A 16,024-nucleotide genomic window follows, 5' to 3' on the forward strand; every position below is an offset into this window, starting at 1 on the left:
CCTCGGTGGTCCGGGGGCCGACGCGGCTAGGGAAGGAGGAGCTGCCGAGCCATGTGCCTACGGTAGCGCAGCAGCTCGACCCCGGGGTCAGTGGTGGTGGGCGTGCACCACGGCGTGCCCCCTGCCCCGAGCCATGAGCCAGCGGTTGACGGGCACGGTGATGACGAAGGCCAGGGCCAGCGAGGCGGCCAGCGACAGCCAGAACAGGGTCGTGGCGAGGCCCGCGTCCAGCGCGCCGGGGACCACGAGCATGAAGCCGTTGTCGACGAGCTCCATCACGGCGATCGAGACCGTGTCGGCCGCGAGCGCCACACCGAGGGCGGCGCGCACCGGGAGTCCCGAGCCCAGCACCGAGCGCATGGTCAGGCCGTAGCCGAAGACGAAGGCCAGCACCACGGACAGGACGACCGTCCCGAGGTTGTGCAGGCCGAAGGCGGTCCCGACGACCATGCCGAGGACCTCACCGATGGCACAGCCGGTCAGGCAGTGGAGCGTGGCGGCCATGGCCTGCTGCCAGGAGACGACCGAGGTGGTGGGGAGACCGGTGGGGCGACCGGTGGGGAGCTCGGAGGCGCCGTGCGCGTGGGGGTGCGTGTGATCGCTCATGACGTTGGCAACGATACCCCCCGGGGGTGTATTCCGAAGGACCCCTTGGGAGGCGCCGCGGCCTCAGGCCGCACGCCCCGTCTCGGCCAGACCCACGCGCAACCTGCCGAGGATGGAACCCAGCAGCCGCGACACCTGCATCTGGCTCACGCCCAGCTGCTCACCGATCTCCGACTGCGTGCAGTCCTCGACGAAGCGCAGGTGGACGATGCGCCGCTCCCGCTCCGTCAGGCCGTGCAGGGCGTGCACGACCGAGTCGACCCGCAGCATGCGGTCGATGTCGCCGCTCTCCCGGGCCACCACCTCCACGGGCTGGCCGTCGTGGTCGGGAGGCAGGTCCAGGGAGACCGCGCGGTACGCAGCACTGCACTCACGCGCCCTGGTCACCTCCTCGGGCGCCACCCCGAGGGCGTCGGCGAGCTCCGCGGTGGTGGGGTCGCGGTGCAGGTCGTGGGTGAGCCGCTCCTGCTCCGACGCGAGGTCGGCCCTCACCTCCTGCAGCCGGCGAGGGGGCCGCACCGCCCAGCCGCAGTCACGGAAGTGGCGCTTGATCTCGCCGGCGATGGTCGGGCCCGCGTACGCGACGAAGCCGTGCCCGCACCCGGTGCGGTAGCCGTTCGCGGCCTTGACGAGCGCCATGCGCCCGACCTGCACGAGGTCCTCGAGGTCGATGCCGCGCCCGGAGTAGCGCCGGGCGATGCGGTCGACCAGGTCGAGCGTCAGGACGACTGCCTGCTGGCGCAGGACCAGCGCGCGCGAGTGGTCGGGGCACTCCTGCGCCTCGGCGAGGAGCTCGTCGGCCCTCGCGTGGACGTCGTCGGTGCGAGATGGGTTGACGGGCGCCTCGGGCGTCCGGGTCTCCAGCGGTGCAAGCGTTCCCATGCGGGGGTCCCGTCTCTTGAAGGAGAAGACGGTGGCGCCGCTGCTGGACCACGTGTTCCTGAACCACACAACCACCCCCATACCGGACCCGCAACCGCTGCAGCCGGCACCGACCACGGCGTTTGCCTTGCGGACCAGCGGGTAGGCCCCCTTCGCCCCACCGGCACCCCACCCGTACCCGTACCCGTACCCCGAGCACCACCACCGCCGGCGACGCCCGAGGAGGGCCTCGCCGCGACCCCGAGGAGAACCATGTCCCAGGACGCCATCGTCATCCTTCGCGAGGACCACAAGGAGGTCCGCGCGCTGTTCCGCGAGTTCGAGAAGTCGACGACGACCGAGTCCCGCAAGGGCACCATCGTCTCCAAGGTCATCGAGCTGCTGACCGTCCACACCTACATCGAGAACGAGGTCATGTACCCCGAGGTGCGGCGCCTGCTGCCCGACCTGGAGGACGACGTCCTGGAGTCCTACGAGGAGCACCACGTCGCCGACGTCCTCGTCATGGAGCTCGCCGCGATGAAGCCCTCCGACGAGCGGTTCACGGCCAAGACCACGGTCCTCATCGAGAACGTCCGGCACCACATGGACGAGGAGGAGGACGACTGGTTCCCCAAGGTGCGCGAGGGCCTGGGTCGGACACAGCTCCGCGAGCTCGGCGCCCAGCTCCTGGAGGCGAAGAAGCGCGCTCCCCGTTCACCGGCCCAGCCCAGCGCCTTGAAGAAGGCCGTCGACGCGGTCGTGTCCTGACGGTGAGCACCGCCGAGCTCCCCGGCCCCGCCGACGCTCCCCCACTCCCCGAGCTGCTCGCGCAGCTGGCCGACGGGCAGGGTCGTGACAGCAGCCCGGACGACGCGGCCGCAGCCGTCGAGGCGATGGTGCTCCATCCGGACTACCCCTGCCTCGGGGCGCGCTCGGTGTTCAACCGCGAGCGGGCCACGGTCGTCGTGCTGGACGACCTGGCCACCGCCGGGTCGACCGCACGGCTGGCCGAGGCGCTGACCGCCTTCGGCACGGACACCGACCGCTCGGCCGGGTTCGCCTCGCTGGTGGCGGTCTTCCGCGCCGCCTCCCCCGGGGACGAGGCGCAGTTCGAGCGACAGCTCTGGCGCCAGCTGCAGCTCCTGCACGAGGTGGACGACGACGAGTGGAACCCCGACGTGTCACCCGACCCGGCGAACCCCCACTTCGCGTTCAGCCTGGCCGGGACGGCGTACTTCGTCGTGGGCCTGCACCCTGCTGCCTCCCGGATCGCGCGACGTACCCCGCTGCCGACCCTGGTCTTCAACCTGCACGAGCAGTTCGAGGAGCTGCGGCAGTCCGAACGCTTCGAACGGATGCGTGACACGATCCGACGACGCGACCGGGCGCTGCAGGGGTCGGTGAACCCCATGGTCGCCGACCACGGGCGCAGCTCCGAGGCCCGCCAGTACTCCGGCCGGCGGGTCCCTGACTCGTGGGCCCCGCCGGTGACCTTCGACCCCGAGGAGACCCCGTGACGACCACCGGACCGACGACCGACCTGCTGACCCTCGCACCGCAGACGGGCACGGGGTTCCTGCTGCGCACCGGCCAGCAGCTCACCGTCGTGGACCCCACCGGGGGGCAGGTGAGCGACCTCTACTGCTTCGCGGCGCAGGACCACGACGAGCGGCTGTCGAGCGGGCGGACCATCGACTACGCGAACTCGATCTACGTGACCACCGGCCACACGCTGTACAGCAACCGCAGCCGGCCGATGCTCACCATCGTCGAGGACACGTGCGGGCGGCACGACTTCCTGCTGACCCCGTGCAGCCAGGACACGTTCGACCTGCTCTACCCCGAGTTCGAGGGCGCCTACCACCCCAGCTGTCTGGAGAACCTCACCTCGGGGCTGGCGCAGTTCGGGGTCGTCGCGGACCAGGTCGGCACGACGCTCAACATCTTCATGAACGTCTGGCCGGAGCCCGGTGGCGAGCTGCACATCGACCCGCCGACCTCGGTGGCAGGTGACCGGTTGGTCTTCCGCGCCGAGATGGACCTGCACGTCGGCCTCACCGCGTGCTCGGCGGAGAAGTCCAACGGCGGCGTGTGCAAGCCCATCGCGTACCGCGTCGACGACGCCGACTGAGGGCACGCGCCGTGGGGCACCTCGCCGACCGCGTGCGGGGACGGGCACCGGTGCGCTCCGGGGCCGGGGGCAGCGATACTGGGTCCATGACCGAGACGATTCCCGCCGAGGCCACTGAGGCCTTCGCCTCGCTCGCCGCACTCGTGTACGCCGGGACGAGCGCCCAGGAGGTCTTGGACGCGATCTGCCACCGGGCCCTGGAGATCATCCCGGGTGCCGACCACGTGTCCATCTCGACGCTGCAGGCCGACCGCTCGCTGCGCAGCCGGGCTGCCAGCGACGAGGTGGCGCTCCTCATGGACGAGCTGGAGACCCAGGCCGGCGAAGGGCCTTGCCTCGACAGCATCCTGGAGGACTCGGTCCAGCGCGACGACGACATCACCCGTGACTCGACCTGGCCCGCCCTGGCCGAGCTGACGGTGGCCCGCACGCCGGTGCGCGGGATGATCGGCTACCGGCTCCAGCAGGGCAGCGACGCCCGGTCCGCGTTCAACGTCTTCTCGGACACTCCCGGGGCGCTCACCCAGCAGTCCGTCGACATCGGCGCCGTCCTCGCCGCGTTCACCTCGGTCGCGCTGACGGCGGCGGAGCAGAAGGCGAGCGCCGAGAACCTCCGCAAGGGCCTCGCGAGCAACCGCGAGATCGGGAAGGCCGTGGGCCTGCTCATGGCCGCGCACTCGGTCAGCGACGAGGAGGCCTTCGAGATCCTGCGGAGCGCCTCGACGCGCACCAACACCAAGCTGGCCGAGGTGGCCGACAAGGTGAACAGCAGCCACCGGCACCAACTCTCCTGACCTTGCGCCGCGCAGTCGGGCCGGATCGTCCGGACTGTCCGTTTCCCTGCGCCATCACCGGGTAGTCAGCCCACAGCACGTCACCTGACTCCAACAGCGTGGGTCGGGTGACGTGTGCCCGTTTCAGCCCGTTTGAGCGGCTGGGATGCGGGTACTGGAAACCGTGCACCCGACGACGAGGTCGGTGCGAAGCGCCTCGCGGCGCGGTGACCCCAGTGAGGCAGGCATGACGACCACCGACACCCGACGCCCCGTGACCGCCCACGCGGCCCTCGCCCCGGACGAGCAGGCATGGCTCCAGGAGCTCCTCGACCGCCTCCCGGCGAGCTGCCTGCCGGGGACCTACGACGACCTCGCCGCGGCGCTGCTGCGCCAGCACGCCCCGAGCCACCTCCTCTGGCACCTGTCGGTGCTGCCGCGCGCGCGACGGTTCGAGACGACCGAGGAGCTGCTCACCCACCTGGGCGAGGCGACCGGCTCGGCCACGGCGGTGCCGGTCCCCACGTAGGCCGTGGCCGGACGCGGCTTCCGACAGGGGTTTGCGCCGGCGGTGCGCGGGGCAGGGGTCCCGCAGACGGCCGACCGCCCCACCGACGTGCGGTCGCGACGAGAGAGGACTGCACGTGAAGGCACTGACGTGGCAGGGTAAGCGCGACGTACGGGTGGAGGAGGTCCCGGACCCCCGGATCGAGGAACCCAACGACGCGATCATCAAGGTGACGTCGACGGCGATCTGCGGCTCCGACCTGCACCTCTACGAGGTGCTCGGCGCCTACCTCACCCCGGGCGACGTCCTCGGGCACGAGACCATGGGCATCGTCGAGGAGGTCGGGCCCGAGGTCACGCACATCAAGGCCGGCGACCGCGTGGTCATACCCTTCAACATCTCGTGCGGCCACTGCTGGATGTGCGAGCGCGGCTTCTACGCCCAGTGCGAGACCACGCAGGTGCGTGAGCAGGGCAAGGGCGCGACGCTCTTCGGCTACACGAGCCTGTACGGCGCGGTGCCCGGCGGGCAGGCGGAGTACCTGCGCGTGCCCCAGGCGCAGTTCGGGCCCGTCAAGGTGCCGGACGAGATGCCCGACACCCGCTTCCTCTACCTGTCCGACATCCTGCCCACCGCCTGGCAGGGCGTGAAGTACGCCGACGTCGAGCCCGGTGGCACGCTGGCGGTCATCGGCCTCGGGCCGGTGGGCCAGTTCGCGACCCGCATCGCCAAGCAGCTCGGCGCCGGACGGGTCATCGGCGTCGACCTCGTGCCCGAGCGACTCGCCCTCGCGGCCCGTCACGGCATCGAGACCCTGGACCTGCGCGAGGTCGACGACGTGGCGGCGACACTCATCGAGATGACCGGCGGCCGCGGCCCGGACGGCGTCCTCGAGGCCGTCGGCATGGAGGCGCACGGCAACCCCGGCTCCAAGGCCGCCCAGGCCGCCGTCGGCCTCCTGCCGGACACGCTGGCCAAGCCGCTGATCGACCGCATGGCGATCGACCGCCTCGACGCGCTGCACACGAGCCTCAAGGCGGTTCGCCGCGCAGGGACGGTCTCGATCAGTGGCGTCTACGGCGGTGAGGTGGACCCGATGCCCATGATGGAGATGTTCGACCGCGGCATCACGATGCGCATGGGGCAGTGCCACGTGAAGCGGTGGATCGACGAGATCATGCCGCTCGTGCTCGACCCGGCGGACCCGCTGGGCACCGAGGACCTCGCGACGCACCTCCTCCCGCTGGAGGACGCGCCCCGGGGCTACGAGCTGTTCCAGGCCAAGGAGGACGGGTGCGTGAAGGTGGTCCTGCAACCGTGACGGACGCCCGCGGCAGGACCGTGCTCGTCACCGGCGCCTCCAGCGGCATCGGGCGCGCCACGGCCCTGCAGCTCGCCGACGACGGCGCGGACCTCGTCCTGCTCTCCCGCTCCGCCACCGCGCTCGCCGACGTGCAGTCGCTCTGCGAAGCGCGCGGGGTTCGCGCCGTAGTGACGGTGGCCGACGTCAGTGACCGGAGGGCGGTCGAGGCTGCCTTCGAGGAGGCGCAACGGCAGCTCGGCGCCCTCGACGGCGTCGTCCACTCCGCCGCGGCGCTCGCCTACGGCCGCTTCGAGGACGTACCGCCCGAGGTGTTCGACCAGGCGGTGCGGACGACCCTCCTCGGGACGGCCAACGTCGCGCGCTGCGCGCTGGCCGCCTTCGGGGCCTCCGGCGGCGGCAGCCTGGTCGTCCTCGGCTCGTTGCTGGGCAAGATCAGCACGCCCTACATGAGCTCCTACGTCACGGCGAAGTGGGGCGTGCACGGCCTCGTGCGCACCCTGCAGATCGAGGCCAGGAGCACGCCGGGCACCCACGTCAGCCTCATCTGGCCCGGCGGCGTCGACACCCCCGTCTACTCGCAGGCCGGGACCTACCTCGAGCGGCACGGCCGGCCCCCACCGCCGGTGGACCCGCCCGAGAAGGTCGCCCACGCCGTCGTCCGGGCCCTGTGGCACCCCCGCCGCGAGGCCCCGGTGGGTGTCGCCAACCGGGTCGTCGTGGCCGGCTTTCGCCTGCTGCCCGCGGTGTTCGACGTGCTGGTGACCCCCCTGATGAAGGCGGGTGGGCTGTCCCGCGACGAGGCCCTCGACTCCCCCGGCAACGTCCTCGCGCCCACCCCGGAGGGCGAGGCGGTGCACGGGCGGTGGGGACGACACTGGCTGCGACCGGTAGGCGCGGCTGCCGGGCTCGCCGCCGGGGCTGTCCTGGCCTCAGGCGCCATCCGCAGCGCCACCAAGGAGAGGACCTGAGCATGGACGAGCAGACCAGCCACAGCACGCACGACGGGGTCGTCAGCGTGACCCGTCGGGTCGACGCCCCCGGCGACGCCGTCTGGGAGGTGCTCGCCGACGGTTGGGCCTACGCCACCTGGGTCGTGGGTGCCTCCCGGGTCCGCGACGTCGACCACTCGTGGCCGGCCGAGGGCGCCCGGATCCACCACTCCTTCGGGCTGTGGCCGGCGGTCATCAGCGACACCACCCACGTCGAGCGGTCGGTGCCGGGCACCGAGCTCGCCCTGACCGCGCGGGGCTGGCCGGCCGGCGAGGCGAAGGTCGTCCTCACGATCACGCCCCACGACAGCCGCTTCTGCACCGTCACCATCGAGGAGGACGCCGTACGCGGCCCGGGCACCCTGGTGCCCAGGCCGTTGCGGCAGCTGCTCATCGGCCCGCGCAACGTCGAGGCCCTGCGCCGCCTCGCCTACCTGGCCGAGGGACGGCACCGCGAGCGGGTGGCCGGGGCTTGAGGCACCCGCGGGGTGCACCCCGCGGGGTCAGTCCTTGAGGAGCCGGGCCCACGCCGTACGGGTGAGGGCCCGGCGCACCCCACCGGTGGGGCCGTTCGCGCCGATCGCCGCCCTCGCGGCATTCCACCCGCAGGCGCCGTGGACGCCGCCGCCGGGGTGGGCGGAGGCACTGGCGAGGTAGAGGCCCGGCACCGGGGTCTCCGGCCGCCCCAGGCCCGGGACCGGGCGCAGGACGAGCTGCTGGTGGAGCCCTGCGGTGCCGGCGTTGATCGCCCCGCCCACCAGGCTCGGGTCCTCCGACTCCAGGTCGCCGGGCGACTGCACGTGGCGGGCGACCTGGCTGTCGCGGAAGCCGGGCGCCACCCGCTCGACCGCCGCCTCGATGCGGTCGACGTGCTCGGCGAGCTGCTGGCCGCTCCAGTCCAGGCCGCGTGGGACGTGCGTGTAGGCCCACGCGGACTCCGTGCCTTGCGGCGAGCGCGAGGGGTCCGACGTGGTCATCTGCCCGAACAGCATGAACGGCCGCTGCGGGACCCGGCCGACGGTGAGGTCGGCGGAGAAGTCGACGAAGCCGTCCTGGTCGACGCCCAGGTGCACCGTCCCGGCGCCCCGCGCACCCGGGGCGGTCCAGGGCACCGGCCGGTCCAGGGCCCAGTTGACCTTGATGGTGGCGTTGTCCCACTGGAACCTGGCGATGTCCCGGCGCAGCCGACGCGGCAGCGGGTGGTCGGCGAGCAGGTCCTCGTACAGCGCCGGGGCCGGGACGTCGGCGAGCACCCCGCGGCGCGCCCGGACCTCGCTGCCGTCGGCCAGACGCACGCCGGTGGCCCGGCCAGACGCCGTCGTCACCGTGGTGACGGGCGTGCACGTGAGCACCCGCACACCGCGGCTCTCGGCCCGCCGGCGCAGGGCGGTGGCGAGCTCGCCCGCCCCGCCCTCGGGCACCGGGAAGCCGACGTCCTGGCCCAGCATGCACAGCAGCCAGCCGAAGAGCCCGCTCCCGGCGGCGTCCGGGGCGAGGTCGGAGTGCATCGCGTTGCCGGTGAGCAGCAGGCCCGCCCCACGACCCGAGAACCGCTCCTGCCCGAGCCGGCGGACCGGGGTGACACCGAGGCGGGCGAAGTCGAGGGTGCCCGCGGCGCCGAGGCGTCGCAGCATGCGGGCGCCGGACGTCACCGGCGGGAACGGCGTGAACAGGGCGTCGAGCAGCGGGTCACGGATGCGGTCCCAGCCTGCGACGAGCTCGAGCCAGGCGTCCCCGTCGCCGGCAGCCTGGGCCTCGAGCCCGGCAGCGGTGTCCTCGGCACGTGAGCACAGCACGGCGGCACTGCCGTCCTCGAGGGTGTGCGCCAGCACGTTCGGCGCCCTGCGCCACACGAGCCCGTGCTCCTCGAGGTGGAGGTCGCGGATGATGGGGCTGGCTGCGGCCAGCGGGTAGAAGGCGCTGAACAGGTCGGTGACGTAGCCGGGTGCGGTCACCTCGGCGCTGCGGACCGCGCCTCCGACCTCGTCCTTGGCCTCGACGAGCACGACGTCCCAGCCGGCGTCGGCGAGGGCGTTGGCGGCCACGAGCCCATTGGGTCCCGCGCCGACGACGACTGCATCCGCGTTGATCACTCGTGCTCCTTCGGACGGGGTCCTGCTCGGTGCGGCCCACTCTCGCACGGGCCCTACCCGTGGCGCCCCTCGCCAAACGACGAAGGACCGGACACGAGGTGTGTCCGGTCCTTCGTCGTGAGGGTGGAGCTGAGGGGATTCGAACCCCTGACCCCTTCCATGCCATGGAAGTGCGCTACCAACTGCGCCACAGCCCCGAGTTTCCCCGAGGGGGTGTCCCCCGGAGGCGACTGCGGAAGTTTACCCAGTGACCCACCCGTTTCACCAAATCGGGTGCTGCCGCTGCCCCGGGTGCCTCAGGCGGAGGCGTTCCAGGTGGCGATCCGCCACCCGGCGGGGGTCTCGACGAGCTCCGCCCAGTGGCAGTTGCCGAACCCGCCGAGCACGCGCCAGGCCGTCGCGACGTCGAGGTCGACGAGGGCTGCGGTGACGAGGCGGCCGGTGACACCGTGGGTCGCCACGACGGCGGTCTCCCCCGGCCCGAGGTCGGCGAGCAGGTCGTCCAGGGCGGCCCGGACACGGGTGGTCACGTCCGACAGGGACTCACCGTCGACGCCCCGCGGGAAGTCCTCGCCGCGGAAGTGGCGCTCCCGCTCGTCGGGGTACCGGGTCAGCACCTCCTGCGCCGTCAGGCCCTCCCACCGGCCGACGTTGATCTCCCGCCACCGGGCGTCGAGGGTCAGCTCGACACCGGCGGCCGAGGCGACCTCGGCACCGGTGTGGGCGGCCCGGGTGAGGTCGGACGCGACGACGACGGTCGGGGCGAGCGCGGCGAGGGCCTTGCCCGCTGCCCGCGCCTGCTCACGGCCCAGGTCGGACAGGTCGCTGTCGAGCTGCCCCTGCCAGATGCCGGCGGCGTTGTGGCCGGTCTGGCCGTGGCGCAGCACGACGACCTTGCGGCGTCCGGCCGACGCCGACCCGGCCTCCCCGCTCACGCGTCGCGGCGCTTGGGCACGCCCAGGTCGATCTCGGGGCAGTCCTTCCACAGGCGCTCGAGCTCGTAGAAGTCGCGCTCCTCGTCGTGCTGGACGTGGACGACGATGTCGCCGAAGTCGAGCAGGACCCAGCGGCCGTCACGCTCGCCCTCGCGGCGGATCGGCTTGGCGCCCTTCTCGCGCAGCTTGTCCTCGACCTCGTCGACGATGGCCCCGACCTGGCGGTCGGTGCTGGCGGAGACGATGACAAAGACGTCGGTGAGGGCGAGCTGCTCGCTGACGTCGATGCCGGCGATGGTGGTCGCGAGCTTGTCGTCGGCGGCGACGGCGGCCGTCTTGGCCAGCTCGAGGGATCTGTCGGTGGCAGGCACTGCACTCCTACGTTCGTGCCGCTGCGACGGCGGGGGTGCCGGACGCATACAGGCGGTATTTGTTGATGTACTGGACGACGCCGTCGGGCACGAGGTACCAGACGGGTTCGGACCGCTCGACGCGAGCGCGGCAGTCCGTGGAGCTGATGGCCATGGCCGGTACCTCTTGGAGCGTGACCCGGTCGGCCGGCAGCCCCGACTCCGACAGGACGTATCCGGGGCGGGTGACGCCGATGAAGTGCGCCAGCTCGAAGAGCTCGTCGGCGTCCTTCCAGGACAGGATCTGCGCGAGCGCGTCGGCGCCGGTGATGAAGAACAGCTCGTCGTCGGGTCGCTGGGCCTTCAGGTCGCGGAGAGTGTCGATGGTGTAGGTCGGCCCCGGCCGGTCGATGTCGACGCGGCTCACCGTGAAGCGGGGGTTGGACGCCGTCGCGACGACGGTCATGAGGTAGCGGTCCTCGGCGGGGCTGACCTCACGGGTGTCCTTCTGCCACGGCTGGCCCGTGGGGACGAAGACGACCTCGTCGAGCCCGAAGAGGGCCTGCACCTCGGAGGCGGCCACGAGGTGGCCGTGGTGGATCGGGTCGAACGTCCCGCCCATCACCCCCAGGCGCATGCTCAGTGGTGGCCGCCCTGGTGACCCGCGTGGTCGCCGTGGTGCGCCGGACCGGCGACCTTCTGGGCGGTGTTGCGGAACGCCCAGAGCAGCCCGAGCAGGGCGAGGAAGCCGATGAACGCCAGGGCCCCGAACGCCTGCGGGGGCATCGGCAGCTCGCGGGTCTGCCCCTCGGCGGCGGCGAACAGGTTGGACAGAGACGACGTCATGGGCCCCAGCCTACCGGTCGCCACCCGGCCGGGATGCCCACGGGACCCGGCCGGCGCTGTCCACCGATGTTGTGCACAGGGCTGTGCACAACAGCCCTCCCGAGCAGGCACGGGTGTGCACAAGGGTGTGGGAAACCGGTGGACACAGACGGGTTTCCCGAAACCCTTGCGGCGCAGTGGATCCAGTCGCTAGACATCTCTCACGCACTCCGGTCGGAGGGCCTGGCGAGGGGAGACCCGAGCCGGTCCGAGGACCGGGGCAAGGTCAGCCGGATAACGGTGGACCGCCCCGACCGGCTCGTCCGGTGGGGGTCCTGACGGCCTCCGGGCCCCAGGTCCGCGGGCGACGCCGCGGAGGAACTCCGAGACCACTGACCAGATCGCATCGACCCGGGACCCGGTCCGCCGGACCCCGGGGAGCCACCGTCGCAGTGGGCACGACCCGGTCCGCCGGGAGAGTGCGCGGTCGACTGGGGGCAGGGAGGGCGCCGGTTCGCCGGCACCAGCGCTGCACCCGTGGGCACCACCCCCGCTCCGGCGGGGACCGGACCCACACGCGGTACCCCTCCAGACCGGTCCGCCGGTCACGGAGGAGCACCGAGAGGGCCCGTCGAACTCATACTTCGACGGGCCCTCACCTGTTTGCGGGAGCCCGCGTCGCTGCACACCTGCGCCACAGGTGCACGGCCTAGTCTTGGGCCATGCGTCCCGAGCTCAGCATCGTCATCCCCGTGTACAACGAGGAGGACGTGCTGCCCCTGCTCGCCGACAGGCTGCGACCGGTGGCGGACGGCCTCGACGCCACCTACGAGGTCATCACGGTCGACGACGGCAGCACCGACGCCTCCCCCGTGGTGCTGCAGCGACTGCTGCGCGAGTGGCCGCAGCTGCGCGTCGTGCGCCTGCGGGCCAACGCCGGCCACCAGGCCGCGATCTCGGCAGGTCTGGCCAGCGCTCGCGGCGCCTACGTCGTGACCCTCGACGCCGACCTGCAGGACCCGCCCGAGGTCATCCCGGAGATGCTCGCCCGGGCGCGCAGCCAGGGCGTGGACGTCGTGTACGGCGTGCGGTCGGACCGGTCGACCGACTCCCCCTTCAAGCGGGCCAGCGCCCGCGCCTTCTACCGCGTGATCAGGCTGCTGTCGGGGACCGGCGCCCAGGTGGACGCGGGCGACTACCGCCTCATGTCCCGGGCGACCGTGGACGCGATCAACGCCCTGCCCGAGCACCACCGGGTGCTGCGCTTCGTGGTCCCGGCCCTGGGCTTCCCGTCCGACTCGGTGCCCTACCGGCGCGACGAGCGGGCCGCCGGCCGGTCCAAGTACCCGCTGACCGCGATGATCCGGCTCTCCCTCGACAGCGTCACGGGGTTCTCGACCGCGCCGCTGCGGGCGGCCACCTGGCTGGGGCTCCTCGGTGGCGCCGCCGCGTTCGCGCTGCTGGCCTACGCGCTCGTCGCCAGCGCAGCCGGCCAGGCCCTCCCGGGCTGGACCTCCACGGTCGTGGCCGTCGCCGGCGTGGGCGCCGTACAGCTGCTCTGCCTGGGCGTCCTCGGCGAGTACGTCGGCCGGATGTACGCCCACCTGCAGGCCCGGCCCACCTACTTCGTCGCCTACGACTCCCTGACGGGGCCGGTCACCGCCGCGGACGAGCCTCTGCCAGCAGAGTCACGCCAGGCATAGCCTTCACGGGCAGCACGCGCTCGACACCCACCACCGCGCGCAGGGCCAGGTTGACCAGCGGGTGGACCGTGTCGAGGTCCGAGCCGCTCGAGGTCTTGCGGCGCACGGCGACGACGGGCCGCAGCAGGACGTTCCACGACCGCATCCGGGTGACCTCGAAGCCGTTGCGGGCAAGGACGTCGCCCAGGGTCGTCCGGGTGTAGCGGCGCACGTGGTCGACCGCCACGTCGTGCTCTGACCACAGCCGCGGGTCCGCGGGCACCGCGATGAGGAACCGGCCACCAGGGCGCAGCACGCGCAGCACCTCCCGCACGGCGGCGTCGTCGTCGAGGATGTGCTCGAGGACGTCGAAGGCCACGACGAGGTCAAGGCTGGAGTCCTCGACCGGCAGCGCCGTGGCGTCCGCCCGCAGCACGGCGAGGCCGCGGTCGGCCGCCACCTCCGCGCCGTCGGCGCCGTACTCCAGCGCAGCCACCGACCAGCCCGCGGCCTGGAGCACGCGGGTGTTGCCACCGCCCGCGGCGCCGATGTCGAGCGCCCGGCCGGGGGTGAGGCCGTCGACCATGCGCGACAGCAGGTGCCGGCGCTCGCGGTACCACCAGTGGGCGTCCTCGAGTGCGGCCAGCTTGCGGACCTCAGTGCCTTCCACGAGCGCTCATCCTGCCATGCAGCGCCGGTCGGCCCGGGACGCGCGCGCGTGGGCCGGGCCTTTCGTTCAGGAACGCACCTGGCCGTCGCCCTCGACGACCCACTTGGTCGTGGTCAGCTCGGGGAGCGCCATCGGACCGCGGGCATGCAGCTTCTGGGTCGAGATGCCGATCTCCGCACCGAACCCGAACTCGCCGCCGTCGGTGAAGCGGGTGGAGGCGTTGACCATGACGACGGCCGCGTCGACCTCCTGGGTGAAGCGGCGTGCGGCCGCCCTGTCCTCGGTGACGATCGCCTCGGTGTGGCCGGACCCGAACGTGCGGATGTGCTCCATCGCCGTGTCGAGGTCGGGCACCACCCGCACGCTCATCTCCAGGGCGAGGTATTCGGTGGCCCAGTCCTCGTCCGTGGCACGCTCGTGCGGCACCCCTGCACGCTCGGCCAGGCCACCGGACGCGTCGTCGGTGTGCAGGACCACGCCGGCCCCGGACAGCTCGGCGAGCACCTTCGGCAGGAAGTCGGCCGCCACGGCCTCGTGGACGAGCAGGGACTCCGCGGCGTTGCACACGCTGGGCCGGTGGACCTTGGAGTTGACCGCGATCGCGAGGGCCTTGTCGAGGTCGGCGGCGGCGTCGACGTAGACGTGGCAGTTGCCCACGCCGGTCTCGATGACGGGGACGGTCGACTCGGTGACCACCGTCTGGATCAGCCCCGCGCCGCCCCTGGGGATGATGAGGTCGACGAGTCCCCTCGCGGTGAGCAGGGCCCGGACCGCGTCGCGACCACCTTCGAGGAGGGTCACCGCGTCTGCCGGGAGGCCTTGCGCTGCAAGGGCTTCGCGCAGCACGTCGACGAGCGCCCGGTTCGTCGCCTCGGCCGCAGAGCCGCCCCGCAGGATGACGGCGTTGCCGGACTTCAGCCCGAGGCCGGCGGCGTCCACCGTGACGTTGGGCCTGGCCTCGTAGACCATGCCCACCACGCCCATCGGCACGCGCACCTGCCGGAGCTGCAGGCCGTTGGCGAGCGTCGAGCCCCGCACCACCTCCCCCACGGGGTCGGGCAGGGCGGCGACGTCGCGCAGCGCCCGGGCGACGGCTGCGACCCGTGCGGGGTCCAGGGCCAGCCGGTCGAGCAGGCCCTGCGTCATGCCGGAAGCACGGCCGCGCTCGAGGTCCTCGGCGTTGGCCGCGACGATGCGGTCGGTGGCGGCGTCGAGGGCGTCGGCGAGCGCCTTGAGCGCGGCGTCCTTGTCGGCGCGGGTGAGCAGCGCCAGCCGGCGGGAAGCCACGCGCGCGGCGCGGGCCGCCGTGGCCACCTGGGCGACGGCAGCGGGGTCGATCTCAGCCATGGGCCCAGCGTATGCCGGGCGCCCCTCGCCCCGGCGCGCCATCTCAGGGCCACTGGTTGAATGGGGCGGGTGAGCATCCTGTCGATCCAGTCCTCCGTCGCCTACGGCCACGTCGGCAACAGCGCCGCCGTCTTCCCCCTCCAGCGCCTCGGGGTCGAGGTGTGGCCGGTGCACACCGTGCACTTCTCCAACCACACCGGGTACGGCGAGTGGCGGGGTCCGCTCATGCCTGCCGATGACGTGCGTGCGGTCATCCGGGGCGTCGAGGAGCGCGGGGCGTTCCCGAAGGTCGACGCGGTGCTCTCCGGCTACCAGGGTGGCGAGGAGATCGGTGACGTCATCCTCGACGCCGTCGCCCGGGTCAAGGCAGCCAACCCCGACGCGATCTACGCGTGCGACCCGGTCATGGGCAACGCCAAGAGCGGCTGCTTCGTCCACCCCGCGATCCCGGTGCTGCTGCGCGAGCGCGTGGTCCCTGCCGCCGACCTCATCACCCCCAACCAGTTCGAGCTGGGGTTCCTCACCGACACCGAGCCCCGCACCATCGAGGAGACCCTCGCCTCGGTCGAGCTCGCCCGGGCGATGGGGCCCTCGACCGTGCTCGTGACCAGTGTCGAGCGACCGGACGCGCCGGAGCACACCATCGAGATGATGGCGGTCACGGGTGACGGCGCCTGGGTCGTGCAGACCCCACGTCTTCCCATGAAGGCCAACGGATCCGGAGACGTCACGGCGGCCCTGTTCACGGCGCACCTGCTGGAGAGCGGTGACCCCGGGGTGGCCCTGGGCCGGACGGCGAGCAGCGTGTTCGACCTCCTGCAGACCACCCTCGACTCCGGCGAGCGCGAGCTCCAGCTGGTGCAGTCGCAGCAGGCCCTGGCCGAGCCACGGATGCAGTTCGAGGTCACGCGCCTGCGCTGACGCTGC

Annotated in this window: 19 protein-coding genes and 1 tRNA gene; 10 read left to right on the forward strand and 10 right to left on the reverse strand. The window is 72.7% G+C overall.

Features of this window, described 5'->3' with window-relative positions; genetic code table 11:
- Positions 1–87: 87 nt before the first annotated feature.
- Together ABEA42_RS06670 and ABEA42_RS06675 are read right to left on the reverse strand one after the other, a co-directional pair.
- Positions 88–606 (reverse strand): DUF4396 domain-containing protein, encoded by a 519-nt coding sequence (locus ABEA42_RS06670; RefSeq protein WP_345502017.1) that lies wholly within the window; start codon positions 604–606, stop codon positions 88–90.
- Positions 607–669: 63 nt separating this feature from the next.
- Entirely contained in the window at positions 670–1,488 is an 819-nt protein-coding gene (locus tag ABEA42_RS06675; RefSeq protein ID WP_345502018.1) for a sigma-70 family RNA polymerase sigma factor, read from the reverse strand.
- A gap of 252 nt (positions 1,489–1,740) precedes the next feature.
- Here ABEA42_RS06675 and ABEA42_RS06680 point away from each other — a divergent pair, with 252 nt between their 5' ends.
- The 8 genes from ABEA42_RS06680 to ABEA42_RS06715 all read left to right on the forward strand — a co-directional run bounded on the left by ABEA42_RS06680 (position 1,741) and on the right by ABEA42_RS06715 (position 7,671).
- Positions 1,741–2,238 carry a hemerythrin domain-containing protein gene (locus tag ABEA42_RS06680; protein WP_345502020.1) on the forward strand — a complete coding sequence of 166 codons (498 nt, stop codon included), beginning with the start codon at positions 1,741–1,743 and terminating at the stop codon, positions 2,236–2,238.
- A 2-nt stretch (positions 2,239–2,240) separates the two neighbouring features.
- Positions 2,241–2,987 (forward strand): guanitoxin biosynthesis heme-dependent pre-guanitoxin N-hydroxylase GntA, encoded by a 747-nt coding sequence (gene gntA, locus ABEA42_RS06685; protein WP_345502022.1) that lies wholly within the window; start codon positions 2,241–2,243, stop codon positions 2,985–2,987.
- Positions 2,984–3,601: an urea carboxylase-associated family protein gene (locus tag ABEA42_RS06690; protein ID WP_345502024.1), complete on the forward strand. Its 618-nt coding sequence runs from the start codon at positions 2,984–2,986 to the stop codon at positions 3,599–3,601. The genes gntA and ABEA42_RS06690 overlap by 4 nt, the downstream gene beginning before the upstream one ends.
- Before the next feature lie 86 nt (positions 3,602–3,687).
- Positions 3,688–4,395: a GAF and ANTAR domain-containing protein gene (locus tag ABEA42_RS06695; RefSeq protein ID WP_345502026.1), complete on the forward strand. Its 708-nt coding sequence runs from the start codon at positions 3,688–3,690 to the stop codon at positions 4,393–4,395.
- Between the two features lie 226 nt (positions 4,396–4,621).
- Positions 4,622–4,903: a hypothetical protein gene (locus tag ABEA42_RS06700; RefSeq protein WP_345502028.1), complete on the forward strand. Its 282-nt coding sequence runs from the start codon at positions 4,622–4,624 to the stop codon at positions 4,901–4,903.
- 115 nt (positions 4,904–5,018) lie between these two features.
- Positions 5,019–6,203 carry a zinc-dependent alcohol dehydrogenase gene (locus ABEA42_RS06705; protein ID WP_345502030.1) on the forward strand — a complete coding sequence of 395 codons (1,185 nt, stop codon included), beginning with the start codon at positions 5,019–5,021 and terminating at the stop codon, positions 6,201–6,203.
- Positions 6,200–7,174 (forward strand): SDR family NAD(P)-dependent oxidoreductase, encoded by a 975-nt coding sequence (locus ABEA42_RS06710; protein WP_345502031.1) that lies wholly within the window; start codon positions 6,200–6,202, stop codon positions 7,172–7,174. The genes ABEA42_RS06705 and ABEA42_RS06710 overlap by 4 nt, the downstream gene beginning before the upstream one ends.
- Before the next feature lie 2 nt (positions 7,175–7,176).
- A complete protein-coding gene (locus ABEA42_RS06715) occupies positions 7,177–7,671 on the forward strand; it encodes an SRPBCC family protein (protein ID WP_345502033.1) in 495 nt (164 codons plus the stop codon).
- A gap of 27 nt (positions 7,672–7,698) precedes the next feature.
- Here the strand turns inward: ABEA42_RS06715 and ABEA42_RS06720 are convergent, their stop codons facing one another.
- The 6 genes from ABEA42_RS06720 to ABEA42_RS06745 form a co-directional block, all read right to left on the reverse strand.
- Positions 7,699–9,288 (reverse strand): phytoene desaturase family protein, encoded by a 1,590-nt coding sequence (locus ABEA42_RS06720; RefSeq protein ID WP_345502035.1) that lies wholly within the window; start codon positions 9,286–9,288, stop codon positions 7,699–7,701.
- Positions 9,289–9,412: 124 nt separating this feature from the next.
- Positions 9,413–9,485, reverse strand: a tRNA-Ala gene (locus ABEA42_RS06725).
- 99 nt (positions 9,486–9,584) lie between these two features.
- Entirely contained in the window at positions 9,585–10,223 is a 639-nt protein-coding gene (locus tag ABEA42_RS06730; protein ID WP_345502036.1) for a histidine phosphatase family protein, read from the reverse strand.
- Positions 10,220–10,594, reverse strand: a complete 375-nt coding sequence (gene rsfS, locus ABEA42_RS06735; protein ID WP_345502038.1) for a ribosome silencing factor — start codon at positions 10,592–10,594, stop codon at positions 10,220–10,222. Before rsfS ends, ABEA42_RS06730 begins: the two co-directional genes overlap by 4 nt.
- 7 nt (positions 10,595–10,601) lie before the next feature.
- On the reverse strand, positions 10,602–11,210 hold the full coding sequence (gene nadD / locus ABEA42_RS06740; protein ID WP_345502039.1) for a nicotinate-nucleotide adenylyltransferase: 609 nt from the start codon (positions 11,208–11,210) through the stop codon (positions 10,602–10,604).
- 2 nt (positions 11,211–11,212) lie between these two features.
- Positions 11,213–11,419, reverse strand: coding sequence for a hypothetical protein (locus ABEA42_RS06745; protein ID WP_345502040.1), 207 nt, complete (start codon positions 11,417–11,419; stop codon positions 11,213–11,215).
- A gap of 701 nt (positions 11,420–12,120) precedes the next feature.
- Here ABEA42_RS06745 and ABEA42_RS06750 point away from each other — a divergent pair.
- Positions 12,121–13,101, forward strand: coding sequence for a glycosyltransferase family 2 protein (locus ABEA42_RS06750; protein WP_345502042.1), 981 nt, complete (start codon positions 12,121–12,123; stop codon positions 13,099–13,101).
- Here the strand turns inward: ABEA42_RS06750 and ABEA42_RS06755 are convergent.
- Together ABEA42_RS06755 and ABEA42_RS06760 are read right to left on the reverse strand one after the other, a co-directional pair.
- Positions 13,055–13,750 (reverse strand): class I SAM-dependent methyltransferase, encoded by a 696-nt coding sequence (locus ABEA42_RS06755; protein ID WP_345502044.1) that lies wholly within the window; start codon positions 13,748–13,750, stop codon positions 13,055–13,057. The genes ABEA42_RS06750 and ABEA42_RS06755 overlap by 47 nt on opposite strands.
- 66 nt (positions 13,751–13,816) lie before the next feature.
- Positions 13,817–15,097 carry a glutamate-5-semialdehyde dehydrogenase gene (locus ABEA42_RS06760; protein ID WP_425572008.1) on the reverse strand — a complete coding sequence of 427 codons (1,281 nt, stop codon included), beginning with the start codon at positions 15,095–15,097 and terminating at the stop codon, positions 13,817–13,819.
- Positions 15,098–15,166: 69 nt separating this feature from the next.
- Between ABEA42_RS06760 and pdxY the strand changes: the two genes are divergently transcribed.
- Positions 15,167–16,018: a pyridoxal kinase PdxY gene (gene pdxY, locus ABEA42_RS06765; protein WP_345502047.1), complete on the forward strand. Its 852-nt coding sequence runs from the start codon at positions 15,167–15,169 to the stop codon at positions 16,016–16,018.
- Positions 16,019–16,024 lie beyond the last annotated feature (6 nt).

This window comes from Pedococcus ginsenosidimutans (assembly GCF_039544395.1).
GTDB classification, from domain to species: domain Bacteria; phylum Actinomycetota; class Actinomycetes; order Actinomycetales; family Dermatophilaceae; genus Pedococcus; species Pedococcus ginsenosidimutans.